This window comes from Methylophaga sp. F7 (assembly GCF_056863975.1).
Genome location: NZ_CM166511.1, coordinates 2,460,979 through 2,483,632, shown reverse-complemented (window position 1 = coordinate 2,483,632; position 22,654 = coordinate 2,460,979). Strand labels below are relative to the sequence as shown.

Here is a 22,654-nt window from a genome sequence, read left to right as displayed (position 1 = left end):
CTTTATTGTCGGTTAAAGGTTACGGGCTTCAGTATTTTCAGGCCTCAGCGCTGACTTTTACCTGATTGCGTCCGGATAGTTTGGCGCCATACACAGCCTGATCAGCTGATTGTAACAGACGCTTGACGGTCATTTTACTGCCTGGCTCCAGAGTAGAAACACCCACCGACAGGGTGACCTGTAATGTCTTGCCTGTTGGCGAGGTGAAATGGGTTTCAGCAACAGTTTTTCGCATACGTTCTGCAATATCCGCCGCCACAGAGCGCGTCGCATCGGCCAGTAAAACCACAAATTCTTCCCCACCATAGCGTGCTAATACATCCCCTTGTCGCAAACTGTCATTGAGCAGCTGTGCAACATGTTTGAGTACCTGATCGCCTGTCTGATGGCCATGACTGTCGTTGATGCGTTTAAAGTAGTCCAGATCGACAAACAAACAGGACAAGGGGGTAGCATTCCGATTAGCGCGGCTGAATTCTTCAATGATGCGTTGATCGAAAAAGCGGCGGTTATTTACCCCGGTAAGCGGATCTCGTAAGCCAACCAGTTTCACTTCCTCATGTAGCCGGGCATTTTCGATACAGGCTGATACTACCGCCGCCAGATGTTGCAAAAACTGCGTCCCGATGTTGGATTGAAAGCGATTAGGGTTTCGGCTGCCCAGATTGAGACTGCCTATCAATTGATTTTGACGAATCAGAGGGAGTAACGCGACGGAGCCTAATTCATTATAGGAGGGAAACAGTTGTTGGTGTTGATGAGAAGAAAATCTGGTGAGCCGGGGTATCCGTCGTAAACTGAAAAACTGTTCCAGACGTTGTACAGACTCAGTAAACAATAAATTTTTCTGCCAAAGTTCGGTTTCCGATAACGAATCCAGCAGGCGTTGGAATTCATATTCCGGATCATGCAGCATCAAAGTGACTGCCGTCAGTTGAAAACGATGTTTATGTTCTTCCAGGATCAGTTTCAGTAACGGTTCTAAACCGCTGCTGTTGAGCAAGCTTAATTCATATTGCTGAAAGTTGAGCTGTTTTCGCTCATTACTTTTGGCAATACGAATCAGATCATCCAAACGATCTTGAAGCGTCGTCACGTCTTTTTGAGGCATGCAACAGCCTTGAGCACTGAAATTATGTGTGGTGGCCCTAATAATGGCGCATTGCGCGGGCAATTGTCCATACTTCTACTGTATCGACACCATTTTGCTGCAAACAGCGAGTTGCTTCTGCTACGGTATGTCCCGTGGTATAGACATCATCTATCAATGCCACATGGTTATATGATGTCGCCATTCTTATAGCAAAAGCTTGTTTCAAATTACGTTTGCGTTGTTTGCCACTCAAGCCTGTTTGGGGAGAAGTATTGCGCTGTCGAATAAAACTGGTTTTATCCACCGCAATATCAAGCTGATTTCCCAGAGCGTCCGCTAACTGAGCAGACTGATTATATCCACGACTGCGCATGCGGCTTGGATGTAAAGGAATGGGAATCAGCACTTCGGGTAAAGCATTATTCCGTTGTCTGGTTTTATCAGCCAGCAGCCTGGCATATAGTTTGGTAAAGACCAGTTGCTGATGATATTTGAATGTAGCAATGCAATGATTGACAGGCGTTTCATAACGAAATAATGCCAGACTCAATTGCTGAGGTGGGGGTTGCTGCAGGCATTGTCCGCAAATTCCTGCCTCATTCAGTGGCAGTGCACATCGCTGACAACAATGGCCCAACCATGGCAGGTCGTTGATACAAGCTTTGCAAAGTGCATCCTGCTGACTAAACTCGCCACAGAGGAAGCAGGGAATCGGTAACAGTTTGCTGTATAATTCCGCCAAACGATGCGTCAATACGGCACTAAAGTTTCTGGCCATCATGTTATTAATCCATTAAATCTGATGAAGAAGCCCATGACTGAAAATATAGCAGAAAAGACCGCACCGCTTCGCCATGACTGGCAGCAGGCGGAAATTGAAGCCTTGTTTGATTTGCCATTTGCGGATCTGATGTACAAAGCTCAAACCATTCACCGGCAGAATTTTGATGCCAATGCTGTGCAAATCAGTACATTGTTAAGCATCAAAACGGGTGGCTGTGCTGAGGATTGTGGTTACTGTCCCCAAAGCGCACATCATCCATCGGCAGTAAAAGCTGAACCGTTAATGCCTCTGGATAAAGTACTTGAATCCGCTGCTCAGGCTAAATCCACTGGGGCCAGCCGTTTTTGTATGGGTGCCGCCTGGCGTAACCTGAAAGATCGTGATGTAGATCGTGTCGTCGCGATGATTGAAGGCGTTAAAGATATGGGGCTGGAAACCTGTGTCACGCTGGGCATGCTGGAAAATCATCAGGCCAAACGTCTGAAAGATGCCGGTCTGGATTATTACAATCATAATCTTGATACCTCTCCGGAATTCTATGGTGAAATCATCTCTACCCGTACTTATCAGGATCGTCTGGATACCTTAAGTCACGTTCGCGAAGCGGGTATTCATGTCTGCAGTGGCGGCATTGTCGGCATGGGTGAAAGCCGTAAGGATCGGGCCGGTCTGTTAATCAGTCTGGCCAATTTGCCAAGCCATCCTGAGAGCGTACCAATTAATCTATTGGTTCAAGTCGAAGGCACACCACTTGATGGCATCAACAACCTGGATCCATTTGAATTTGTTCGTACCATCGCGGTAGCGCGAATTATGATGCCACAGTCTTTTGTCAGACTTTCAGCCGGCCGTGAAAACATGTCCGATGAATTACAGGCAATGAGCTTCCTGGCTGGTGCCAATTCGATTTTCTATGGTGAAAAACTGCTGACGACAGACAATCCGGATACTGACCATGATCAGCGTCTATTCAATCGTCTGGGTATTACACCGTTACAGGTCGGACAGCAACAATCGGAAGATAAACACTGTTCAGCGGCCTGAAGGTTAAATTAAAGATAATGCTCTGTGTGATGCTATCGCACAGAGCATTTCTGTTAATAAAGTCTGTCGGTTCCATCGCTCAAGATTACTGATTTCTCGAGGCGCTTTAGTGTCACAACTTCCCTGGCATTCACAACTCCAACAAACATTAACCGATCGTAAAGCCGCCGGCTTGTATCGTCGCACACGGTTGCGTGATGGTGAACAGGGCGTTGAGGTCGTGTTGGATGGTCGTAAAATGCTGTCTTTCAGCAGCAATGATTACCTGGGACTAGCTGCACATCCAGCATTAAAAAAGGCCTTTATCGACTCGCTGGAGCAGGAAGGCGTCGGCAGTGGCGCAGCGCATTTACTAACCGGTCACAGCCGTTATCATCATCAGCTTGAAGAAGCCCTGGCAGAATTTACTGGCCAGCAACGCGTTCTTTTGTTTTCCACCGGTTATATGGCCAATATCGGGGTAATTGATGGACTGTTGGGTAAAACGGATGTGGTGGTACAGGATAAATTGAATCACGCCTCCTTACTGGATGGCGGACGCCTCAGCGAAGCGCAGCAATTACGCTATCCCCATGCTGATATGGCTTTACTGCATCAACGACTACACACAGCCGCCAACTCCCGAAACAAACTGATTGTCAGTGATGGTGTGTTTAGTATGGACGGCGATGTTGCGCCATTAACAGAAATCATGGCATTGGCCGAACAGCACAAAGCTGGCGTATTAATAGATGATGCACACGGTCTTGGTGTGCTTGGTCAAAACGGCGGCGGTGTGATTGAGCATTTTGAATTAACACAGCAAAAACCGATTTTAGTCGGTACCTTTGGCAAAGCCTTTGGCACTGCAGGGGCATTTGTTGCAGCTGATGAAGTGGTGATTGAAACTCTGGTGCAACAGGCTCGCAGTTTTATCTACACCACTGCCCAGCCCCCGGCGATTGCAGCAGCAACGCTGGCAAGTTTAAAACTGGTGCAACAGGAAACCTGGCGGCGTGACAAATTACAAAAACTTATCAAACAGTTTCGTGATGGGGCGGATCAACTGGGATTACCTCTAATGCCATCGCAAACGGCGATTCAACCGCTGTTGATCGGTGATGATAAAAAAGCCCTTAAATTAGGACAGGATCTGGAACAGCACGGCATTCTAGTCGGCATTATTCGGCCACCGACTGTGCCGAAAAATACCGCCAGATTACGTATTACGCTTTCTACAGCTCACGATGCCGAACATATAAATAAATTGCTTGGTGCTCTGGAGGCCAGTTATGGACATTAAACAAATGGGCCAGGGACCTGATTTGGTTTTACTGCATGGCTGGAGCATGCATAGTGGCGTCTGGCAGCCGCTGGCTGAATTACTGGCGGAAAAATTCACCTTACACCTTGTTGATTTACCAGGACATGGTACTTCTGAATGGCATTCCGACGCACTGCAGATCAACAATATCCTGGATGAATTAGAACGCAATGTTCCAGAAACTGCTTTTTGGCTGGGCTGGTCGTTGGGTGGTCAATTAAGTCTGGCATTTGCCGCAAGGTTTCCCCAGCGGGTCAGCAAACTTATCCTGATGGCGGCAAATCCGAAATTTGTGACGGCGGATGATTGGTCAGAGGCGATGGATGAAGCTGTGTTTTCGGTATTTTCTGGTCAACTTGATCAAAATCAACGGGAAACCCTGAAACGCTTTGTGATGTTACAGGCCCGTGGGGCGGAAGGCAGTCGGGAAACTATTCAGCTACTGGCTGAACAAACTGCGGATAATGTGGCGCATCCCGAGGCGTTAAAGGCTGGACTGGAATTACTGGAAATCCTTGATTTACGTCTGGCGCTCAGTCAATTGAGCCAGCCGGTACAGTGCATTCTTGGGGAGCGTGATCAACTGGTCCCCATTTCACTGGCTGAACGTTTGTCAGAGTTAAATTCCAATATCGTGATTGAACGTATTGCCGGTGCAGGTCATGCGCCTTTTATCTCGCAACCACAACTTTGTGCGAACCACATATACGGATTTCTGCATGACTGACCAGGCATCAGGACCGGAAAAAATCGTGTAGCACGCAGCTTTGGCAAAGCCGCCGTCAGTTATGATGATGTGGCGATATTGCAGCGCGATACCGCAGATGAAATGCTGGAGCGTCTGGATCTGGTCAAAATCAATCCACAGCATATTCTGGACTTGGGAACCGGCACAGGACGCAATCTGCATTTGCTGCAGCAGCGGTATCCGGCTGCCCGGCAAGTGGCAGTTGATATTGCACCGGCGATGCTTAACCAGGCCAGACAGCGTTATCTTAAAGATCAAGGTTTACGTCGCTGGTTACCGGGGCAAAAATCACCTTTATTTATTGCCGGTGATGCTGAGCAATTACCCTTGGCCGATAATAGCGTGGATTTAGTGTATGCCAACCTTGCTTTGCAATGGTGTGATCTGACATCAGTATTCGCAGAGATACAACGCGTTTTGCGCCCCGGTGGTTTACTGATGTTCAGTACGCTGGGACCTGATACCTTGCAGGAGCTACGTCAAAGTTGGGCGGCAGTAGATAATTATCCGCATATCAATGTATTTCTGGATATGCATGATGTGGCGGAAGCCATGTTTACGGCCGGGCTTGCTGATCCGGTTTTGGATAGTGATCGGCATACATTGCAATATCCCGATCTGGTCAGCATGATGCGTGATCTGCAGCAATTGGGAGCGCGCAATGTCAATCATGGACGGCGCCGTGGCTTAACGGGTAAAAACACTTTGAAAAAAGTAACCCATGCCAGTGAACAATTCCGGATCAATGGGCAACTTCCAGCCACTTATGAAGTAATATACGGACATGCCTGGGCAGGGGAGAATTCACTGCAGATGACCGAAGATGGCTGTGTGGCAGTCAGTCTCGACCAATTGAGAAGCAAGCTCTGATGGCTCAGCATATATTTGTTACCGGCACCGATACCGAAGTCGGTAAAACCCGTATCAGTGTCGGACTGATCAAAGTTTTACAACAGCAGGGCCTGAGAGTCGCGGCAATGAAACCGGTCGCCAGTGGCTGTGAGTGGCGGGATGGGCAATTGCAAAATGAGGATGCACTGGCCCTCAGCCAGCAGGCAGATATCAAGTTACCGTATTCGCAGGTCAATCCTTATGCCTTTGAACCGGCGATTGCCCCACATCTTGCAGCGGAACAGGTAGGCGAAACCATTTCACTGACGGTTATTGAAAGCCAATTTGCTGCGATGCGGTTACAGGCAGATGCCGTCGTGGTCGAAGGGGCAGGTGGCTGGCTGGTGCCATTAAATGATCAGCAAACAATTGCCGATTTGGCGAAAGCATTGAAATTACCAGTAGTGCTGGTGGTGGCGATAAAGCTGGGCTGCATTAACCATGCTCTGCTGACGGTTCAGGCGATTGCCGACTCCGGTCTCAATCTGGTGGGTTGGGTCGCCAATGATTTTCTTGATGATTCACAGTCAACCGCGATTATCCAAAGTCTGAAGCAACGTATCACGGCGCCCTGTCTGGGGATTGTGCCCAGACTAGACCAAGATGAAGATGCCAGCGCATATCTGACTTTATAACGTTTATTGTTGCTGCGTTACCGGGAAAACAGTGATTTCATCTCCTGTCTGCCATTGCGGATATTTATGCATCACTAGCTTGAACAGGTCGGACTGAAGAAAGCCATTCAGCCAGTTCTGCAGTTTTGGATAATTCGCATGGCTAAACCATTCCCAATCCACCAGAGCAAATTGTCTGATAAAAGGCAACAGAGCAAAATCTACTAACGTAAGAGAATCAGTCATTAAGCCGGTTTGCTGGTGGAGACGCTTTTCCAGTTTGGCTAAAAACTGTTCGCCTTGTTCGCGGTAGTAACGCTCACTATGTTCTGGATAACGATCGGCGTATTTGTAGCGATCCAGCATCTGTTTGAAACTGACGTCATTTTCTTCAATTAACATTAACGCTTCCTTACGTTGCTGTTCATCCAAAGATTGCCATATGGCATGATGTGCAGCAGCCCAAAGCATAATGTCGAGACTTTCCTCTATGACATTATTATTGCTGTCCAACAGTACCGGCACCGTGGCTTTTGGTGAGATTTCCAGCAATTCAGCTGGTTTATCTTTTAATACGACTTCCCGTATTTCTACTTCACAACCGGCAATGGCAATGGCCAGACGCGCACGCATTGCGTACGGGCAACGGCGAAAACTATAGAGAATTGGGCGTTTGATTGACATATCACGCTCTTGCTAAATTGGGCTGCCTGTTAGGCAGTCATCAGGCAGGCGGTGCGTTGTACAAGATATTTGCGTGAACAGTAACGCTAAGCTTGTTTGCTGTTCCGCAGTTCTTCTGCCTGACGGTTTAACGTATGTTTGACCAGAATGTTGCGATCGGTTTCACTCATATGGGTAAAGGCTACCCGCAGATAAAAACTTTTCCCGCCAGTACTTTCAATCATTTGATCACAGCCAATGACTTTGGCAATTGCCCGGATATGCAAACCACCAGGTAATAGTTGCATTCTGATTTCGAGTGGTGACCGGGCTTCAAATACGGTATCTGTCATCAAAGCCAGTCCGCCTGCACTGAGATTCACTTCATTGGCGGTTTCCGGGTTTAGCGGTGTGTGTAATAACTGGACATTCTGAGCCAGCAGATTCACCTTATCATCAAGCATTCGCAGGGCTCTGGCGATATCTCTGTCAGAATGACCGATTTGATCGGTCAGGTGATTAAAACTTTTCTGGATGGTTGAAAGTTGCTGTGTCAACTGTCCGGCCTCAGGTGTGGCATCAATAATAGACTGACCAATGTGTTCTGCTTCTGCTTCAGTTAATGGAATGAGGGACAGGACAAGTCGATCATTAATGCGGAAAAATGCGCGACGATCGGCGCCTGTAGCGGTGGTTTCGTTCATCATTTGCTTTCCTGTCTGCCCATGATTCATTTAATGAATCACTGCCATTACCTGTTAAAAGTCGAATCAGTTTAAAACATGTACGGCACAGAAAGCATATTTTCTCTGTGCCGTACATGTCACTTTTGTTAAACAGATTACAAGTTTTCTGAAGCAAAGTCAGCCAGACGTGATCGTTCCCCTCTCAACAGGGTGATATGCCCGCTATGTGGCCAGTTTTTAAAATGATCCACCACATAAGTCAGGCCCGAAGTGGTCTCACTCAAATACGGCGTATCAATTTGCGAAATATTACCCAGGCAGACAATCTTGGTGCCTGGACCCGCCCTAGTAATCAGGGTTTTCATTTGTTTCGAGGTCAGATTCTGCGCTTCATCAATAATGATAAAGCGATTGAGGAAAGTACGGCCACGCATAAAGTTCAATGAGCGAATTTTAATCCAGCGCTGCAGTAAATCATTTGTTGCCTGACGACCCCAGTCGCCACCATCAGTTTTGTTGAGCACTTCCAGGTTATCCATTAATGCGCCCATCCATGGTGTCATTTTTTCTTCTTCAGTACCGGGCAGAAAGCCGATATCTTCACCCACTGGCACCGTGACCCGGGTCATGATGATCTCACCATAACGTTTGTGTTCGATGCATTGGGTTAACGCAGCGGCCAGCGTCAGCAGGGTTTTACCGGTACCGGCCTGACCCAGCAGGGTGACAAAATCGATTTCCGGATCCATTAATAAGTTCAAGGCAAAATTCTGTTCGCGGTTGCGAGCGGTAATGCCCCAGACCGAATGATTTTCCCGGCGATAATCATGGATTAATTCGATATCGGCGGTGGTTTCATTGTTATTACGCACTACTGCTTCAATCGCCCGTTCTTCACCGGGTGAATAAATCAATTGGTTGGGGTACCAGTCTTTGACGACTTCGCCTTCCACTTGATAGAAAGTACGGCCATCTTCCGTCCATGATTCGAGGCGGTTCAGGTCTTCCCAGAAGTCGGCTTTAAGTTCGCTGGACCCGCGATATAACAGATCCACATCATCCAGCACTTTATCGTTGTAATAATCTTCGGCGCAAATACCTAATACCGTGGCTTTGATACGCAGATTAATATCTTTGGAAACCAGAATAACGTTGGTATCAACCTGAGCCTGTTGCAGATTGATTGCAACAGCCAGAATGGCATTATCAGCGATTTGGCCGGGTAACTCTTTAGGTAACTCGCCGGACATTTGTCGGGTCTGGAAAAACAAGCGGCCACTGGCCTGAGGCACATCACTATTGGTTACACTGGGTAACGGAATGCCCAGGTTTATGGCATCGTTGTCTGCGGCCTGTTCCAGTAGATCATCCAGAAAACGACTGACCTGGCGTACATTGCGTGATACCTCGGATAGACCTTTTTTACCTCTGTCGAGCTCTTCGAGCACCACCATTGGCAGAAAAATATCATGTTCATCAAAACGGAAGAGAGCAGTGGGGTCGTGCATCAGCACATTGGTATCAAGTACAAACAGACGTTTTGTCGCGTCGGGTCGTTTAATCATTCGGAAGAGATCCTCTTGTTATAGTGACGTACCTGCATTTGATTATGATCGAAGAATACGCATCTGCAAAGAGGCTCCAGAGGGTTTTCTACAGGGAAACTAAATAGGTCATTGAAACCACTGTAAATAATGCTTTGTAATGGAGGTATTGCGAATGATTTTGCTAAAAGTGATTGAGCTTCAGCAAGGGATGAACAATTTGTCTGGCGACATTATTTGTCGACCCAATGTAAACTCATTATTGAGAGGTCTAATTTTTATCGATAATGTTAATTACAGCAAATCAAGTTATAACGCATCCCGCCATCTGAAACAGGCTATTTGAATGAACGAAAAACTTGGAATTTCACAGGAAACCTTTGCGTTTTTTTTGCCAATCATCAGTTTGTTTGGCAGCACTGTTATCCTGTTGCTTGTGGTGCTGGTTTTAAACTCCCTTGCGTCGCGATTTATTCGCCGGACTGTCGACTCCAGTGAATTACGGCGAAAATGGCTGGTGCAGACCCGCAATGGCATTATTCTCATCTTCATTCTGGGATTGATCTTAATCTGGGGAGAAGAGCTCAGAACCCTGGCGTTATCCGTTGTAGCGATTGCCGTGGCATTTGTGGTGGCGACTAAAGAACTGATCCTTTGTGTGACAGGATCACTACTGAAAACCGGTGCAGGCTCTTTTGATATTGGTGACAGGATTCAAATCAGGGATTTTCGTGGTGATGTTATCGATCAAACCTTGTTGGCCACTACTATACTGGAGGTTGGCCCCGGTAAATTGACCCATCAACGCACCGGGCGTATGGCGGTAATTCCCAATGCTTTATTTGTCTCAGAACCCGTTATCAATGAAAGCTATACCCGACAATACGTTTTGCATGTATTCACGGTGCCGTTTAAAAGAACGGATAAGTGGCAGGCTGCTCAGCAAGCTTTATTGGTAGCTGCTTCCAAGCACTGTCTGCCCTATCTTGAGAATGCCCGGTTATATATGCAGAGACTCAGTGATGAACGGGGACTGGATGCAAGTTCAGTGGATCCCCGCGTTACCATTCAAGTCCCAACCGCGGCGGAGATTCATCTGGTGGTACGTTTTCCGGTGAGAGCGTCGCAACGCAGTTATATCGAACAGTTGATTCTTTCAGAGGTATTTACGGAAGATTATTCCGGTAAAGGTAAAAGCACTGACGAAGAGGAAGCAGAGAAAGAGGAAAATTAATTTTCCTCCAGATCGCAGCTAATAGCTGACACAACTATTCTTCATACTTTGGTTTATCCGTGTTGTCGTCTTCGTCATTTCTTCTTTCATCATTGACAAGATCATCGGTGATAGCCGACCCCGCCCCGGATTGATCGCCGGTTTGAGATTCTTCAATAGTGACGGATTCTTTACCGTTTTCACTGTCGATGATGACTTGTTTGCCTTCACCATCATCCTCAGCAAACGCCATGGTCATAAAACCTGACGAAAGTACGATGGCAATAATGGGTTTAGTAAAAAAATTTTGCATAAAGTGGATCCTTGTTCGAAGGAAAAGATCTGATTAACGTGCTGGCTTGCTATTTTATTAGCACTATTAGTAAATGATAAAGCTTCATGATGCGTTAACTTCAGTTAATCGACTTTGGGGAAATCTCAGCTTTGACTCGGCTACAGTTAGAAAAAAATCAGCTGTTCATTTATCTGGTGGCGATATCACTGGGCTTGATATCAGGTGTAATGTATCCGCATCTAAGCAGCTATGTGGAGGTTTTAGTCTGGCCATTATTAGGGTTGCTGTTATTTTCAACTTTTACCCAGGTATCGTTAACGCATCTGCGTGAGACGTCCTTCAATCCCCGGTTTTTGATTGCAGCCATAGTGGGTAATTTTTTGTTCATTCCAGTTGTTGTGGCTGGTTTGTTGATGTTGGCTCCAGATGATCCGGCGGTACGGCTGGGAATTTTGCTAGTGTTATTAGTGCCCTGTACCGACTGGTTTATTACCTTTACTCAGCTTGCTGGCGGCGATACCCGGCAGGCCATCACTTTCGCGCCGATTAGCTTGTTGTTGCAAGTTATATTGTTACCATTTTATCTGTATGTTTTTCTGGGCAATGAATTCACTGTCAGTCTGGCGCACAGTGAGATGCTATGGGTTTTTATCGGCTTAATTGTCGTGCCATTGATATTGGCCTGGGCAACACAGAAATTTGCCGAACAGCATCCATCAGGCGAGCAGTTCATAAACTATCTGGCATGGTTCCCCGTCACCGTCCTGGCATTGGTTATGTTTATTATCGCCAGCTCACAAGTGGCAATTGTTCTGGGTTCGTTAGCGCTGCTGCCCGGTTTGTTGCTGGTGTTTGTTTTATTTCTGCTGATTGTCGCTCTGATGGCCAGAGTTTTATCGAGGTTATTACATCTGTCATCTGCACAGGGTAGAGTGTTGGCATTTAGTTTTGGAACCCGCAATTCATTTGTCATGCTGCCATTGGCTTTGGCTTTACCAGCGAATTACGAGCTAGCAGTGGTGGTAATTGTGTTTCAGTCACTGGTCGAGTTGATTGGCATGATGGTGTTTTTATGGTGGGTACCGAAGCAGCTTTTTCCTTAGACAGGTAAATATCAATGGCTAAGCATCAACAACTAACCAATCTTGAGCAATTGTTTGACTGCATTGGGGAAGCTGCTGAGCAAAAACGCAATGAAAAGGTTTCCATCGATAGCATTATGGATATGATTGGCCGCCGTTCATTTGGACCGTTATTGCTGTTGGCAGGCCTGATTATATTGGCACCAGTGATAGGGGATATTCCGGGTGTTCCCACTATTATGGGGTTGTTTATTTTATTAGTTGCTGTTCAGTTAGTTATTGGTCAGGAACATTTCTGGTTGCCCAAATGGCTATTACAACGCGCTTTACCCAGTGAAAAATTACTCAAAGCGGTTGAGTGGTTACGTAAACCTGCACACTTTATCGATAAACTGATTCGCCCAAGATTATTGATCTTCGTCAATGGAACAGCCAAATATGTCATTGCCATTGTCTGTATTTTCATCGCATTGATGTTACCGTTTATGGAGGTCGTACCTTTCAGCGCCAATGCAGGAGGTCTTGCAATAGTGGCATTTGGTCTGGCACTGATTGCCAGCGATGGGTTGCTATCGTTATTTTCGTTTATTCTGACTGGTCTGACGGCATGGCTTATCATCGCTAATCTGTTTTGAGTTGGACAGATAAGATTTTTGACTGCTCATTTTGCTTTAGCGAGACAAATTTTCCTTGATAGCTGTATTACATGAAGGTTTGAGCTAAAGATGCAGCGACGCACAAAATTAAGAATTATCTATTATCTCAATGTGGCTTTGATTCTGCTGCTGGTGGGCTATCAGTTTTATTTGCATCTATCTGAAACAGACTTTAAATCGCTCCATTCCGAGCAAGTCAGCAGAATTAAAACTATTGCTCAACAGGAGCAGTTTAATTTTGCAGTGGTGGGGAACATCAATAATTCGACGCATATTTTTCAAAAACAGCTCATTCCTTTGATCAATGCTTCTGATAACCGCTTTCTAATTTCTGCCGGAAATGCCGTCAGTAGTGGGGCAGAAGAAAATTATCGTTCATTGTTCAAACTGCTACATGAACTGGATATTCCTTGGCTGCTTACATACGGAGAAAATGAGGAAAGTGATTTTGGTGATGTCAGGTTTTATAAACATTTAGGGCCACATTTCTTTTCATTTATTGCTGGTGAAAATCATTTCTTATTTGTTGATAACACCGGAAATTCACCTTTGCAATGGCAGCTGGATTGGCTGGATCGGGAACTGGAATCATCTAAACAAGCTAACCGATTTGTGTTTATCGGTCTGCCACTGCATCAGGCTTTGGAGGAAACTCCAGCTTTTGAATCAGAAAATTACTTTGGTGATAGCATTGTCCGTAAAGCATTCATAGAACTTTTCGAGCGACATAAAGTTGATGTGGTGTTTTCAGCCAATTTGTCACTGTTTCATCAACAGCTGAAAAATGGCGTGCGTTATGTCACAACAGGGGGGGCAGGCGGTTTGATAGTAAATGATGAAGACAGCTTTCATCATTACGTTCAAGTGACTGTAAATGGTGATGAGATTGGCATAAGTCCAGTAAGGTTGGATATCAGTAGCTATTCAATACTTAACACGCTGGACAGCGTTTGGTCGGCGATTTATACATTTATTTATGTAAGCTTTGGTCGGTTTTTGTTTGTAGTAAGCCTGATGGTGTTGATTGGGTTGAAACTGCGCGAATTTATTTATCAAGAGCGTGATTACTACACCCAATTTAATATTGATGACAGTGCCTATCGCGATAAACCAAAACGTATTGCCATGTTTACTAATAACTATTTTCCGTTTATTTCTGGAGTCACGATGTCGATCGAACGTCTGGCTCGCGGTTTGACAATGCTGCATCACACGGTGCAGGTTTTTGCCCCGGATTATGAGGCAGTTACTGAATTACAGCCTGAATGTGAACGTGTTAAAACCCTTCTAGCATTCGGTCATAAGCGTGAATTTCGTTTAACGAATCCTTTACAGTTTTCTATTCGCAAGCGTTTTAGAGAATTTAAACCAGATCTGGTGCATTTGCATCACCCATTCTGGCTGGGATCGGTGGGGCATTGGTTGGCAAAGCGACACAATTTACCTACTGTCTACACTTATCACACTCGTTTGGAAATGTACGCCCATTATGTGCCTTTGCCAGGGGTGTTTTTCCGAAATGTTATCTCCCATGCCATGATCAGACGTTTCTGCAATCGTTGTGACGGGGTAATTGTACCCACCTTTTCTACAGAAGAATATTTACGTCTGATTGGAGTGAAATCAAGGATATGTGTCCAGCCTACTGGAGTGGATTTTGACAGATTTAATCAACCACATGCTATCGGTTCTGAGAGTTTGCGAAAAAATCTGGGATTACAGCACGATGATATTGTCCTCCTCAGTGTGTCAAGGTTGGGCAGGGAAAAAAATATCAAATTTTTACTGGATGCACTGGAAACCTTACCAAGATTTATTCAGCAAGAGGTCAAATTGATCCTGGTTGGAGAAGGTGATGATCGAGAGTATCTAGAAAATCGTATTGTACACAAAGCCTTGTCAGGAAAAGTGCAACTTATAGGTGAAATTAATCCTGATAATATTCCTGCTTACTATCAGATGGCGGATATTTTTGTGTTCGCATCAAAATCTGAAACCCAGGGAATGGTTATATTGGAAGCCATGTCGGCAGGGTTACCGGTTGTAGCGATTCGTTCCAGTGGTATTGATGATGTGATTGAACATGGTAAAACCGGGTATAAAACATTGGATGATGTTGAGGTATGGACTAAGAAACTTGCAGATCTAATTAGTGATACAGCTCTGCGTGAACAGTTTTCTCACAATGCGATCATTTTCGCCAAACAACACGATATCGGCGAATATGCTGAAAAAATCGATTTGTTTTACAGCGAAATTTTAGCTACGCATGCCCAGCAAGAACGACACTAATCATCAACATGTTCTTTTTTCTTTACCCAACGAATAATTGCCATCAACACACTAATTAAGGTCACAGCAATTACAAGTTCGCCCCAAAATTGTTGGTTATCGGTAGCCGAAACAATTTTATTTAATTGTCCCCCCAGAAGGGTGACTACTATGAGACCAGGGATGATGCCAATCGCAGAACCAATCATATAGCGAGAAAATTTTAGCTGGAATGCTCCAGCCATCATATTAGTCATGGTAAACGGTGCGATAGGTAGTAAATTAATAACCACCATGCTATGAACACTATTTTCCTGCATAAACCGACTTACAACACGCAGGTAATGGCTGCTATGTTTTTCAATGGTGCTGCGTCCTAGCACATGACCAATCCAATAACTCAATGCAGAGGAACATAAAGTCGCTACTGTTGCGTAAAAAATCGCCCACCAAGGACTGAACAAAAAACCAGTCACAACGACCAGTATGGTTAACGGGAACATGACCGTCAGTAGTAATAAATAACTTAGAAGAATGGCTGGAAATAACCAAGGGACGTGTTTGATTTGGGCTACATGAGTTAATAGCTTTTCGATTCTTGAAGTGGTGATAAAACCGCTCTCAATTAAGTAGCGCCAGGACAAAGCTAACATTATCATTAGGCCTGCAAATAGCAAAAGCTGAATCACTGGACGAGGCACGTTGGTTCCTTACTTTTTATCGAATTAAAGTATTAAGTTTTGATATTGAAATGGTCTTAGGTCTTGGTAGTAATGCATTTCAGCTTTAGTCTGGAACTACTGCTCGGCCAATGGTATTGGCGTCAGTGCCAAACCATAAGGCGTTGGTACCATCATCGAACACCATATTTCTGACTGTTAATCCACCAGATGGTACTTCATCTATTGCAATAAATTGTTCTTTTTTGCTATCAAAACCGATAAAACGATTTGGCTGCAGCCCTGTTTCGACATACCATATACGATCCTGACTATCGACAGCCATGGCATATAATCCGGCGGCTTCACCACCCGGGGTCTGCCATTGCTGCATGGATTTATCCTGCGGATTATAAACACCGAGATAGCCCATACCTGCATCTACCCACCAGACCCGGTTATCGGACGTCAGTCCGATCCTGCGAATAATGCTTTCTTCGCGTGGAGTGGAGATGATTTCCAATTGCATTGAATCTGGATCAATTGTGCCAATCGCGTTGCTGCCCATAAAGGCAATCCAGGGACGATCCTGATTATCGACCACCAGTCCATAAGGACGCATGTGGTTCCCTGGTACCTCAACGATTTGCACTTCACCCGAATCAGTAGCCAATTTTCCAATAAAACCGGCTTTTCCCGAACGCTGTACGGTGAACCAGATATTTCCGTCCGATGTCCAGGCCATTGTATGAGGATCATTGACGCCCTCGGGCATCTCAAAACGAGTCACATTGCCAGTTTCAGGATCAAGGCGGCCAATATGTTGGTCTTTATTACCTGCATACCATGGATAACCCTCGTCATCGACAATGACTGTATGTGGGCCGGCTTCGGGAATAGCATAGCGTTGCATATCGCCTGACTGGGGATCCAGCCTCGCAATATAATCTCCTACCTGACCTACAAACCAGACCTGACCATCCGGACTGATATAGGGATCACGAGGTCGGCTGTTTTGCCATTCGACTTTCCATTCGGTGAATTCCAGAGAGACCATTTTGTCAGGACTCGCCTTGTTTTCACTTTTAGATTTATCAGCTGTAGCGTGACTGATGAACAGCATGCAGCTGAAGACGAATAGGCAACTGGTCTGAATAAAATGTTTAGCAGAGAACGGTTTAGTACTTGTCATATTTACCCTACAGGGTTGCTTTTGGGAATCAGTAAGGTGTTGACTATAGAGAAACCCAAAAGTGCTGGTGAACTAAAGATAAAGAAGCCCTAGGGCTTGTTTATCTCTCATATCCACCACTGCTGGCGGCTATTTTTGTGTCCGACAAGGCGGAAAGCACGCCGTGTAGCCTTCCTACATAAGTGATTGACAACGCAGGCGGGCGCAAAAATAGTCCCAGCCCTTCGGGGGGTGACTGAAAAAGCGCCACTCTGCGTTGCTCGTCACTTATTTAGAACAACTAAAAAGCGCTCCTCGTGCCTTGATTGACGCTTTTTCAGCTCACAACAGAGGCGGAAATGAAAGATAAACAAGCCCTAGAAGAAAGAGGAAAAAATGGATAGTGAATCCGTGTTGAAAATTATTTTACTGACAACCGCTGCAGGAATTTGTATTCCGATAGGTGGCTGGGTTGCCTCATTTGAGCGGGTGCATTCTCAGTGGCTGGAAAGAGAATTAAGACATTTCATCATTGCTTTCGGTGGTGGGATTTTATTGGGCGCAGTAACGATAGTGCTGGTCCCGGAAGGTATCAATAATATGCATGACTCGCTCTGGAGTATTCCGGTTATTTTGTCAGGTGGCCTGATTTTTTTCGGTGTGGAACGGTTAATGGGAAGCCATAATAACGAATCTCCTCAACTTATGGGCATGATATTGGATTACATTCCTGAGGCTATCGCGCTGGGAGGTTTGATGGCCTTAAATCCTGCCTCCGGGCCTTTGCTGGCATTATTAATCGGGTTACAAAATTTACCTGAAGGGTTTAATGCCTACCGAGAACTAAAACAGCACAATAAACACGATAACGTGCTGCTCAAAATGGCAGGGTTAGTGATACTTGGCCCGATTGCTGGGTTGGCAGGATATTGGTTTTTATCAGAACATCAATCGTTACTGGGTGCCATTATGTTGTTTGCCTCAGGTGGGATTTTATATCTCATTTTTCAGGATATTGCCCCCCAGTCGAAATTGGAAAAGCACTGGGCTCCACCGTTAGGGGCGGTATTGGGTTTTTGTCTGGCCTTGTTTGGACATTTACTGATGGCAACGCATTAAGTAATTACATTCAATTTGCTTCTCAATCAAAAATAGCAAGTGACTATTTGTTCAAACTTTAACCTATGTAATATCAGTTGGCAGATTAGCTTGCTACCTTAAACTCACTAGTGTCATAAACAGTCATTTCAACGTAGGCACTACGGTGTTTTTTTCCATGTTGGTACATGGCGAGAAGTATCCGTTGGGATTCTGATTTATTCATCAGTGGCTGTTGATCTTTCATAGCCGCCTCTGAAAGATCAACAGCCCCTAGGCCGGGATTAAATCCGGCCACATACGTAAACGATATTTCCCTGGTAGTCATACCAAAATACTTTACTTACAAAAAACAAATCCGGATTTGAAAGCTAATTATAAGGAACGCAATATGGAAACTCTCTCAGCAAATAATAGCAGCGTGTCATGGGCAGCCATTTTCGCTGGTGCTGTCAGTGCAGCGGCCATGACGTTAATCATGTTAATACTTGGTTTCGGTCTGGGCTTTTCAGTTATTTCACCTTGGCAGAATGAAGGCGTCACAATGGAAACCATTGGATGGTCGACCATTACCTGGTTAACCATCACACAAATTGTGGCAGCAGGTTTAGGTGGCTATATCGCTGGACGACTCCGAACCCGATGGACTGATATCAATATTGATGAAATTTATTTTCGTGATACCGCGCACGGCCTGATCAGTTGGGCTGTGGCAACGCTGTTGGTCGCACTTTTAATTCTCTCAAGTGTGGGTGCTGTTATCAGTGGTACAACCAAGGCAGGTGCCTCTCTGGTACAAGGCGCATCTTCAGTAACCCCTGCCATTAGTGAAGCGGCATCTGAATCCTCTGATTATTTTACCGATGCACTATTACGTACAGCGCCAGGGACTGAAATTGCTCAACGTGCTGATGGCAATGTTCGTGATGAATTATCCACCATATTGGTTCAAGCCTTGCGTGACGGCGAGCTAAACGAAGAAGATAAACAATATGTCGTTGGATTGGTGGCGAACTATACCGAATTAGATGAATCCGAAGCAGAGCAACGTGTTGATAATGTCATCGAACGTGCAGAGCAAGCGTTAGCGGATGCTGAGCAGACTGCTCGTGAAGCAGCCGATACTGCTTTGGAAGGCGCTACCTTCGCATCATTATGGATATTTGTCGCGTTATTGATTGGCGCATATATCGCCAGCTTTATGGCGACAGTTGGTGGTCGCCAACGCGATTCCATCATTCATTAATTGTAGTGGCATGATGACAAATATTTTTAAGGAGAAATAACATGCGATCCATTCTTTTATGGTTTTTAGGTGTGCCAATTCCCATCATTATTTTATTGGCGATCCTGCTTTAAATTTAACAGCAAAAAAGTTAGCGGAGTCGCTAATACGACTCTGCTAACAGTTCTAAATGAACAAGGTTTATCGCCGATGCAAGCCGCAGGTGTTTGCTATTGAGCTCTTCGGCTCTTAAGTTAACCAGCTTATCGCGACTTAAAAAGGTCAGGTGGTTGATAAAACCCAATATGGAGTTGAATCAATGACAAGAAAAAATAGTGCAATAGACCCAACTGTATTTGGGCAAGTAAATGAAGAACTCGAAACTTCTTTACAGGAAGCGTTTATAGAAGTCCGCCAACAAACGGAAAAGATTTGTGCCAATTTGGAAATTGAAGATCTGGTCGTACAGCCAGCCGCTTATGTCAGTCCACCAAAATGGCATTTGGCCCATACATCCTGGTTTTTTGATTGTTTTGTTTTAGCACCACTTCAGCTAGCGCAAACCAGCAAATCGCCTCAATATCATTTTTTATTCAACTCGTATTACAAAAGTCAGGGTGCCCATTGGCAGCAGTCCAATCGTGGTCAACTGTCTCGGCCGACAGTGAAAGAAATCATGCTTTATCGACAGCAGATTACCGAGGCGATTGTTGAGCTTTTTGAATCGCACGCTCTGTCTGAACAACAACTGGAAATAATTGCCACCGGAATACAACACGAGCAGCAGCATCAGGAATTGTTGTTAATGGATATCAAATTCATTCTGGGTAATCAGCCTTGGCCTGCTGCCTATGAACAGACTGCTGATGCCGATGATATTTTATTACCTGCCAGAGCCCTGGGCTGGTTGGAATGGACAGAAAATATCTCTCTGTTTGGTGCGCGTTTGGATGAGTTCTCCTATGACAATGAACGTCCCCGCCATCGGCGCTGGATTAGTGGTTTTCAGTTGGCTGATCGGCTGATTAACAATGGCGAATATATGGATTTTATGACCGATGGTGGCTATCGTCGTCCAGAGTTATGGTTAAGTGATGGCTGGGACTGGGTGCAGCAAAACCAAATGACCCATCCGCTATACTGGCGTAAACAAAACCATCACTGGGATGAATATCATCTCCGCGGTCTGCAACCTTTAAACCCGAATTTACCGGTGAGTCATATCAGTTTTTATGAAGCCGATGCCTATGCGCGATGGATGGGGGCACGACTGCCTACTGAGTTTGAACTGGAGTCGTATACTTCTCGTAACAGACAGTTGTTTGAGGCTGAAAACGCTTTCTGGGATCCGGAACAATCAATTTATCCTTCTCCTGACAGGGCATGTGATGAATTTGATACTGGTCTGCTCTGGCAATGGACTAACAGTGCTTATTCACCCTATCCTGGATACAGAACATCTAATACGTCGCTCGGCGAATATAACGGTAAGTTCATGGCGAATCAGTATGTTTTGAAAGGTGGTTGTGTGGCAACGCCTAAACATCACATGCGTGCCAGTTATCGAAATTTTTACCGCCCATATGATCGCTGGGCTTTTACCGGTATTCGTTTGGCAAAGGATTTGTAATGACCTATCTGGTTCTGGATTCAATTCGAAATCAAACGCAAGATGCCCTTAAAGAGCAATTTGCTTTTGATGTTTTAATGGGATTCTCAGCACCCACCAAATATCTGCCAAGTAAATATTTTTATGATGCCAAAGGCAGTAAGTTATTTGAACAGATCACCGAGTTGGAGGAATATTATCCAACACGTTGTGAATTTGAAATCCTTAGTAAGGTTGGATCTGAACTTGCTGGATTTATCCAGGATAAGCCATTTGAAATTGTCGAGTTGGGCGCCGGGGATGGCTGTAAGACTAAAGTTTTGCTGAGCAAACTATTAGAATCCACTGATGCGTTTTCTTACATACCCATCGATATTTCTGAATCGGCGATGGCAGATCTGATCAGTTCATTAAATCAATCTCATCCGACGCTAACTACTCACGGTATTGTCGGTGATTATTTTGCCAGTATCCGCCACCTTGAAAACACATCTGACAGTCGCAAACTGGTGCTGTTGCTGGGCTCCAATATCGGCAACTTTGACTTTCCAAGTGCCAAACGGTTTTTACACAGTATCTGGAAGTGTCTGAATCATAATGATTTATTGTTAATTGGTTTTGATCTGAAAAAAGATATTGATGTACTAACCCGAGCTTATAACGACAAAAAAGGCATTACCCGCGCTTTTAATTTGAATGTATTAACCCGTATTAATAATGAGCTGGATGGTGAGTTTGATTTAAACCGATTTTCGCATCATGGAATGTATAATCCGCGGCATGGGGCGATGGAGAGTTATTTAGTCTCGCTGGAGCAACAGGAAGTACATATCGGGGCGCTGGAGAAAACCTTTGAATTTAACCCCTATGAAGCCATCCATCTTGAGCTGTCACATAAATACCTGCTATCAGATATGCATAAAATGGCCAATGAAACCGGCTTTAATGTGTTGAAAAACTGGCAAGATTCCCAAGGCTATTTTGCTGATGGGCTTTGGCAGGTTAATAAGGATTTCCCCGAATCATCATTATAGGAAATTTGTCCTTTGAGATTTTCAAGCGTCTAATAAGCGAAAATACATCCCGACAGATTCATACCTTCAAAGGCAATAATGATGAAGCTCAATATCAGCGATTTTCAGGCCTTGCCAGACAGCAAGATTAATCTGAAGAAATGGCCTACTCTGATTGATCCTTTATATACCTCAAAAAAACACTACCAAAAAATACTGAAACAGAATGTTGAGGCATTAAGTGAGTTGCAGCATATGCTTTATGCCGATAATCATTATTCGATACTGCTGATTTTTCAGGGCATGGATGCCGCGGGAAAGGATGGCGCTATACGGCATGTGATGTCAGGTATTAATCCACAGGGTTTTCAGGTATTCAGCTTTAAACAGCCCAGTGCAAACGAACTGGAACATGATTTTCTGTGGCGAACGGCACGTTGCCTGCCTGAACGGGGACGGATCGGTATTTTTAATCGCTCCTATTATGAAGAGGTGCTGATTGTTAAAGTGCATCCTGAGTTTCTGGTGTCACAGCGCTTACCCGATAAACTGCCCCCCAAAAAAGCTTCTGGCAGAACCGTTACCGTTCCATTCTGGAACATGAAGCACATTTGCATCGAAGTGGCACCCGAATCATTAAGTTCTTTTTACATCAATCCAAAGATGAGCAGGCCAGACGTTTTATGCAGAGAATCGATGACCCCGATAAAAACTGGAAACTGACTACTGCAGATATTGAACAACGTGAATTCTGGGATGACTATACCAAAGCGTACGAAGAGTGCATTAATGCTTCAACAACGAAAGAGGCACCGTGGTACATCATCCCTGCCGATGATAAAAAGAATGCCCGGTTAATTATTTCGGAAATCTTTTTAAACACATTGAGTGCGTTGCCATTGGCCTATCCTCAGGCGACTGATGCCCATCGACTTGAATTACAGTCTATTCGTGAGCATTTAGAGAAATCCTGACAGTAAAGCGACCTGAAC

General features: G+C 45.0%; 23 protein-coding genes. 15 read left to right on the top strand and 8 right to left on the bottom strand.

What is annotated here, in order from left to right:
• Window positions 1–37: 37 nt before the first annotated feature.
• Both AC08OG_RS12455 and AC08OG_RS12450 read right to left on the bottom strand, forming a co-directional pair.
• Complete coding sequence (locus AC08OG_RS12455; RefSeq protein WP_292751782.1) at window positions 38–1,111, bottom strand: DUF484 family protein; 1,074 nt, start codon at window positions 1,109–1,111, stop codon at window positions 38–40.
• A 37-nt stretch (window positions 1,112–1,148) separates the two neighbouring features.
• Window positions 1,149–1,874: a ComF family protein gene (locus AC08OG_RS12450; protein ID WP_482929651.1), complete on the bottom strand. Its 726-nt coding sequence runs from the start codon at window positions 1,872–1,874 to the stop codon at window positions 1,149–1,151.
• 33 nt (window positions 1,875–1,907) lie between these two features.
• Between AC08OG_RS12450 and bioB the strand changes: the two genes are divergently transcribed.
• The 5 genes from bioB (at window position 1,908) to bioD (ending at window position 6,498) form a co-directional block, all read left to right on the top strand.
• Window positions 1,908–2,921: a biotin synthase BioB gene (gene bioB / locus AC08OG_RS12445; RefSeq protein WP_482929650.1), complete on the top strand. Its 1,014-nt coding sequence runs from the start codon at window positions 1,908–1,910 to the stop codon at window positions 2,919–2,921.
• Between the two features lie 109 nt (window positions 2,922–3,030).
• Window positions 3,031–4,203, top strand: coding sequence for an 8-amino-7-oxononanoate synthase (gene bioF, locus AC08OG_RS12440; protein ID WP_292353590.1), 1,173 nt, complete (start codon window positions 3,031–3,033; stop codon window positions 4,201–4,203).
• Window positions 4,193–4,951, top strand: coding sequence for a pimeloyl-ACP methyl ester esterase BioH (gene bioH, locus AC08OG_RS12435; RefSeq protein WP_292353591.1), 759 nt, complete (start codon window positions 4,193–4,195; stop codon window positions 4,949–4,951). Before bioF ends, bioH begins: the two co-directional genes overlap by 11 nt.
• A 69-nt stretch (window positions 4,952–5,020) precedes the next feature.
• A complete protein-coding gene (bioC, locus tag AC08OG_RS12430; RefSeq protein WP_482929649.1) occupies window positions 5,021–5,842 on the top strand; it encodes a malonyl-ACP O-methyltransferase BioC in 822 nt (273 codons plus the stop codon).
• Window positions 5,842–6,498, top strand: a complete 657-nt coding sequence (gene bioD / locus AC08OG_RS12425; RefSeq protein WP_482929648.1) for a dethiobiotin synthase — start codon at window positions 5,842–5,844, stop codon at window positions 6,496–6,498. Before bioC ends, bioD begins: the two co-directional genes overlap by 1 nt.
• Before the next feature lie 3 nt (window positions 6,499–6,501).
• Here bioD and AC08OG_RS12420 read toward each other — a convergent pair whose 3' ends face one another.
• The 3 genes from AC08OG_RS12420 to AC08OG_RS12410 all read right to left on the bottom strand — a co-directional run bounded on the left by AC08OG_RS12420 (window position 6,502) and on the right by AC08OG_RS12410 (window position 9,391).
• A complete protein-coding gene (locus AC08OG_RS12420; RefSeq protein WP_292400203.1) occupies window positions 6,502–7,161 on the bottom strand; it encodes a glutathione S-transferase in 660 nt (219 codons plus the stop codon).
• 86 nt (window positions 7,162–7,247) lie between these two features.
• Window positions 7,248–7,847: a PilZ domain-containing protein gene (locus AC08OG_RS12415; RefSeq protein WP_292400200.1), complete on the bottom strand. Its 600-nt coding sequence runs from the start codon at window positions 7,845–7,847 to the stop codon at window positions 7,248–7,250.
• Between the two features lie 134 nt (window positions 7,848–7,981).
• Window positions 7,982–9,391: a PhoH family protein gene (locus tag AC08OG_RS12410; RefSeq protein WP_292353596.1), complete on the bottom strand. Its 1,410-nt coding sequence runs from the start codon at window positions 9,389–9,391 to the stop codon at window positions 7,982–7,984.
• 325 nt (window positions 9,392–9,716) lie between these two features.
• Between AC08OG_RS12410 and AC08OG_RS12405 the strand changes: the two genes are divergently transcribed.
• Entirely contained in the window at window positions 9,717–10,604 is an 888-nt protein-coding gene (locus AC08OG_RS12405; RefSeq protein WP_292353597.1) for a mechanosensitive ion channel domain-containing protein, read from the top strand.
• A gap of 34 nt (window positions 10,605–10,638) precedes the next feature.
• Here the strand turns inward: AC08OG_RS12405 and AC08OG_RS12400 are convergent, their stop codons facing one another.
• Window positions 10,639–10,896, bottom strand: a complete 258-nt coding sequence (locus AC08OG_RS12400) for a hypothetical protein (protein WP_292353598.1) — start codon at window positions 10,894–10,896, stop codon at window positions 10,639–10,641.
• A 131-nt stretch (window positions 10,897–11,027) separates the two neighbouring features.
• Here AC08OG_RS12400 and AC08OG_RS12395 point away from each other — a divergent pair, with 131 nt between their 5' ends.
• From AC08OG_RS12395 to AC08OG_RS12385, 3 genes are all read left to right on the top strand, one after another.
• The gene (locus AC08OG_RS12395; protein ID WP_292353599.1) at window positions 11,028–11,981 is read left to right on the top strand and encodes an arsenic resistance protein; all 954 of its coding nucleotides are present in this window, start codon (window positions 11,028–11,030) and stop codon (window positions 11,979–11,981) included.
• Between the two features lie 14 nt (window positions 11,982–11,995).
• Window positions 11,996–12,595: an exopolysaccharide biosynthesis protein gene (locus AC08OG_RS12390; RefSeq protein WP_482929647.1), complete on the top strand. Its 600-nt coding sequence runs from the start codon at window positions 11,996–11,998 to the stop codon at window positions 12,593–12,595.
• A gap of 90 nt (window positions 12,596–12,685) precedes the next feature.
• Window positions 12,686–14,908 (top strand): glycosyltransferase, encoded by a 2,223-nt coding sequence (locus AC08OG_RS12385; protein WP_482929646.1) that lies wholly within the window; start codon window positions 12,686–12,688, stop codon window positions 14,906–14,908.
• Here AC08OG_RS12385 and AC08OG_RS12380 read toward each other — a convergent pair.
• Together AC08OG_RS12380 and AC08OG_RS12375 are read right to left on the bottom strand one after the other, a co-directional pair.
• Window positions 14,905–15,588: a TVP38/TMEM64 family protein gene (locus AC08OG_RS12380; protein ID WP_482929645.1), complete on the bottom strand. Its 684-nt coding sequence runs from the start codon at window positions 15,586–15,588 to the stop codon at window positions 14,905–14,907. The two genes, AC08OG_RS12385 and AC08OG_RS12380, sit on opposite strands and share 4 nt — an antisense overlap.
• A gap of 85 nt (window positions 15,589–15,673) precedes the next feature.
• The gene (locus tag AC08OG_RS12375; protein ID WP_482929644.1) at window positions 15,674–16,738 is read right to left on the bottom strand and encodes a Vgb family protein; all 1,065 of its coding nucleotides are present in this window, start codon (window positions 16,736–16,738) and stop codon (window positions 15,674–15,676) included.
• A 375-nt stretch (window positions 16,739–17,113) separates the two neighbouring features.
• On the opposite strand from AC08OG_RS12375, the gene AC08OG_RS12370 reads away from it, so the two are divergent.
• From AC08OG_RS12370 to AC08OG_RS12345, 6 genes are all read left to right on the top strand, one after another.
• Window positions 17,114–17,836 carry a ZIP family metal transporter gene (locus AC08OG_RS12370; RefSeq protein ID WP_482929643.1) on the top strand — a complete coding sequence of 241 codons (723 nt, stop codon included), beginning with the start codon at window positions 17,114–17,116 and terminating at the stop codon, window positions 17,834–17,836.
• Window positions 17,837–18,206: 370 nt separating this feature from the next.
• Complete coding sequence (locus AC08OG_RS12365; RefSeq protein WP_482929642.1) at window positions 18,207–19,061, top strand: hypothetical protein; 855 nt, start codon at window positions 18,207–18,209, stop codon at window positions 19,059–19,061.
• A gap of 298 nt (window positions 19,062–19,359) precedes the next feature.
• Window positions 19,360–20,670 (top strand): ergothioneine biosynthesis protein EgtB, encoded by a 1,311-nt coding sequence (gene egtB, locus AC08OG_RS12360; RefSeq protein WP_482929641.1) that lies wholly within the window; start codon window positions 19,360–19,362, stop codon window positions 20,668–20,670.
• Window positions 20,670–21,683, top strand: coding sequence for an L-histidine N(alpha)-methyltransferase (egtD, locus tag AC08OG_RS12355; RefSeq protein ID WP_292353607.1), 1,014 nt, complete (start codon window positions 20,670–20,672; stop codon window positions 21,681–21,683). The genes egtB and egtD overlap by 1 nt, the downstream gene beginning before the upstream one ends.
• A gap of 78 nt (window positions 21,684–21,761) precedes the next feature.
• Window positions 21,762–22,385 carry a polyphosphate kinase 2 family protein gene (locus AC08OG_RS12350; protein ID WP_482929640.1) on the top strand — a complete coding sequence of 208 codons (624 nt, stop codon included), beginning with the start codon at window positions 21,762–21,764 and terminating at the stop codon, window positions 22,383–22,385.
• Entirely contained in the window at window positions 22,274–22,636 is a 363-nt protein-coding gene (locus AC08OG_RS12345) for a polyphosphate kinase 2 family protein (RefSeq protein ID WP_482929639.1), read from the top strand. The genes AC08OG_RS12350 and AC08OG_RS12345 overlap by 112 nt, the downstream gene beginning before the upstream one ends.
• Window positions 22,637–22,654 lie beyond the last annotated feature (18 nt).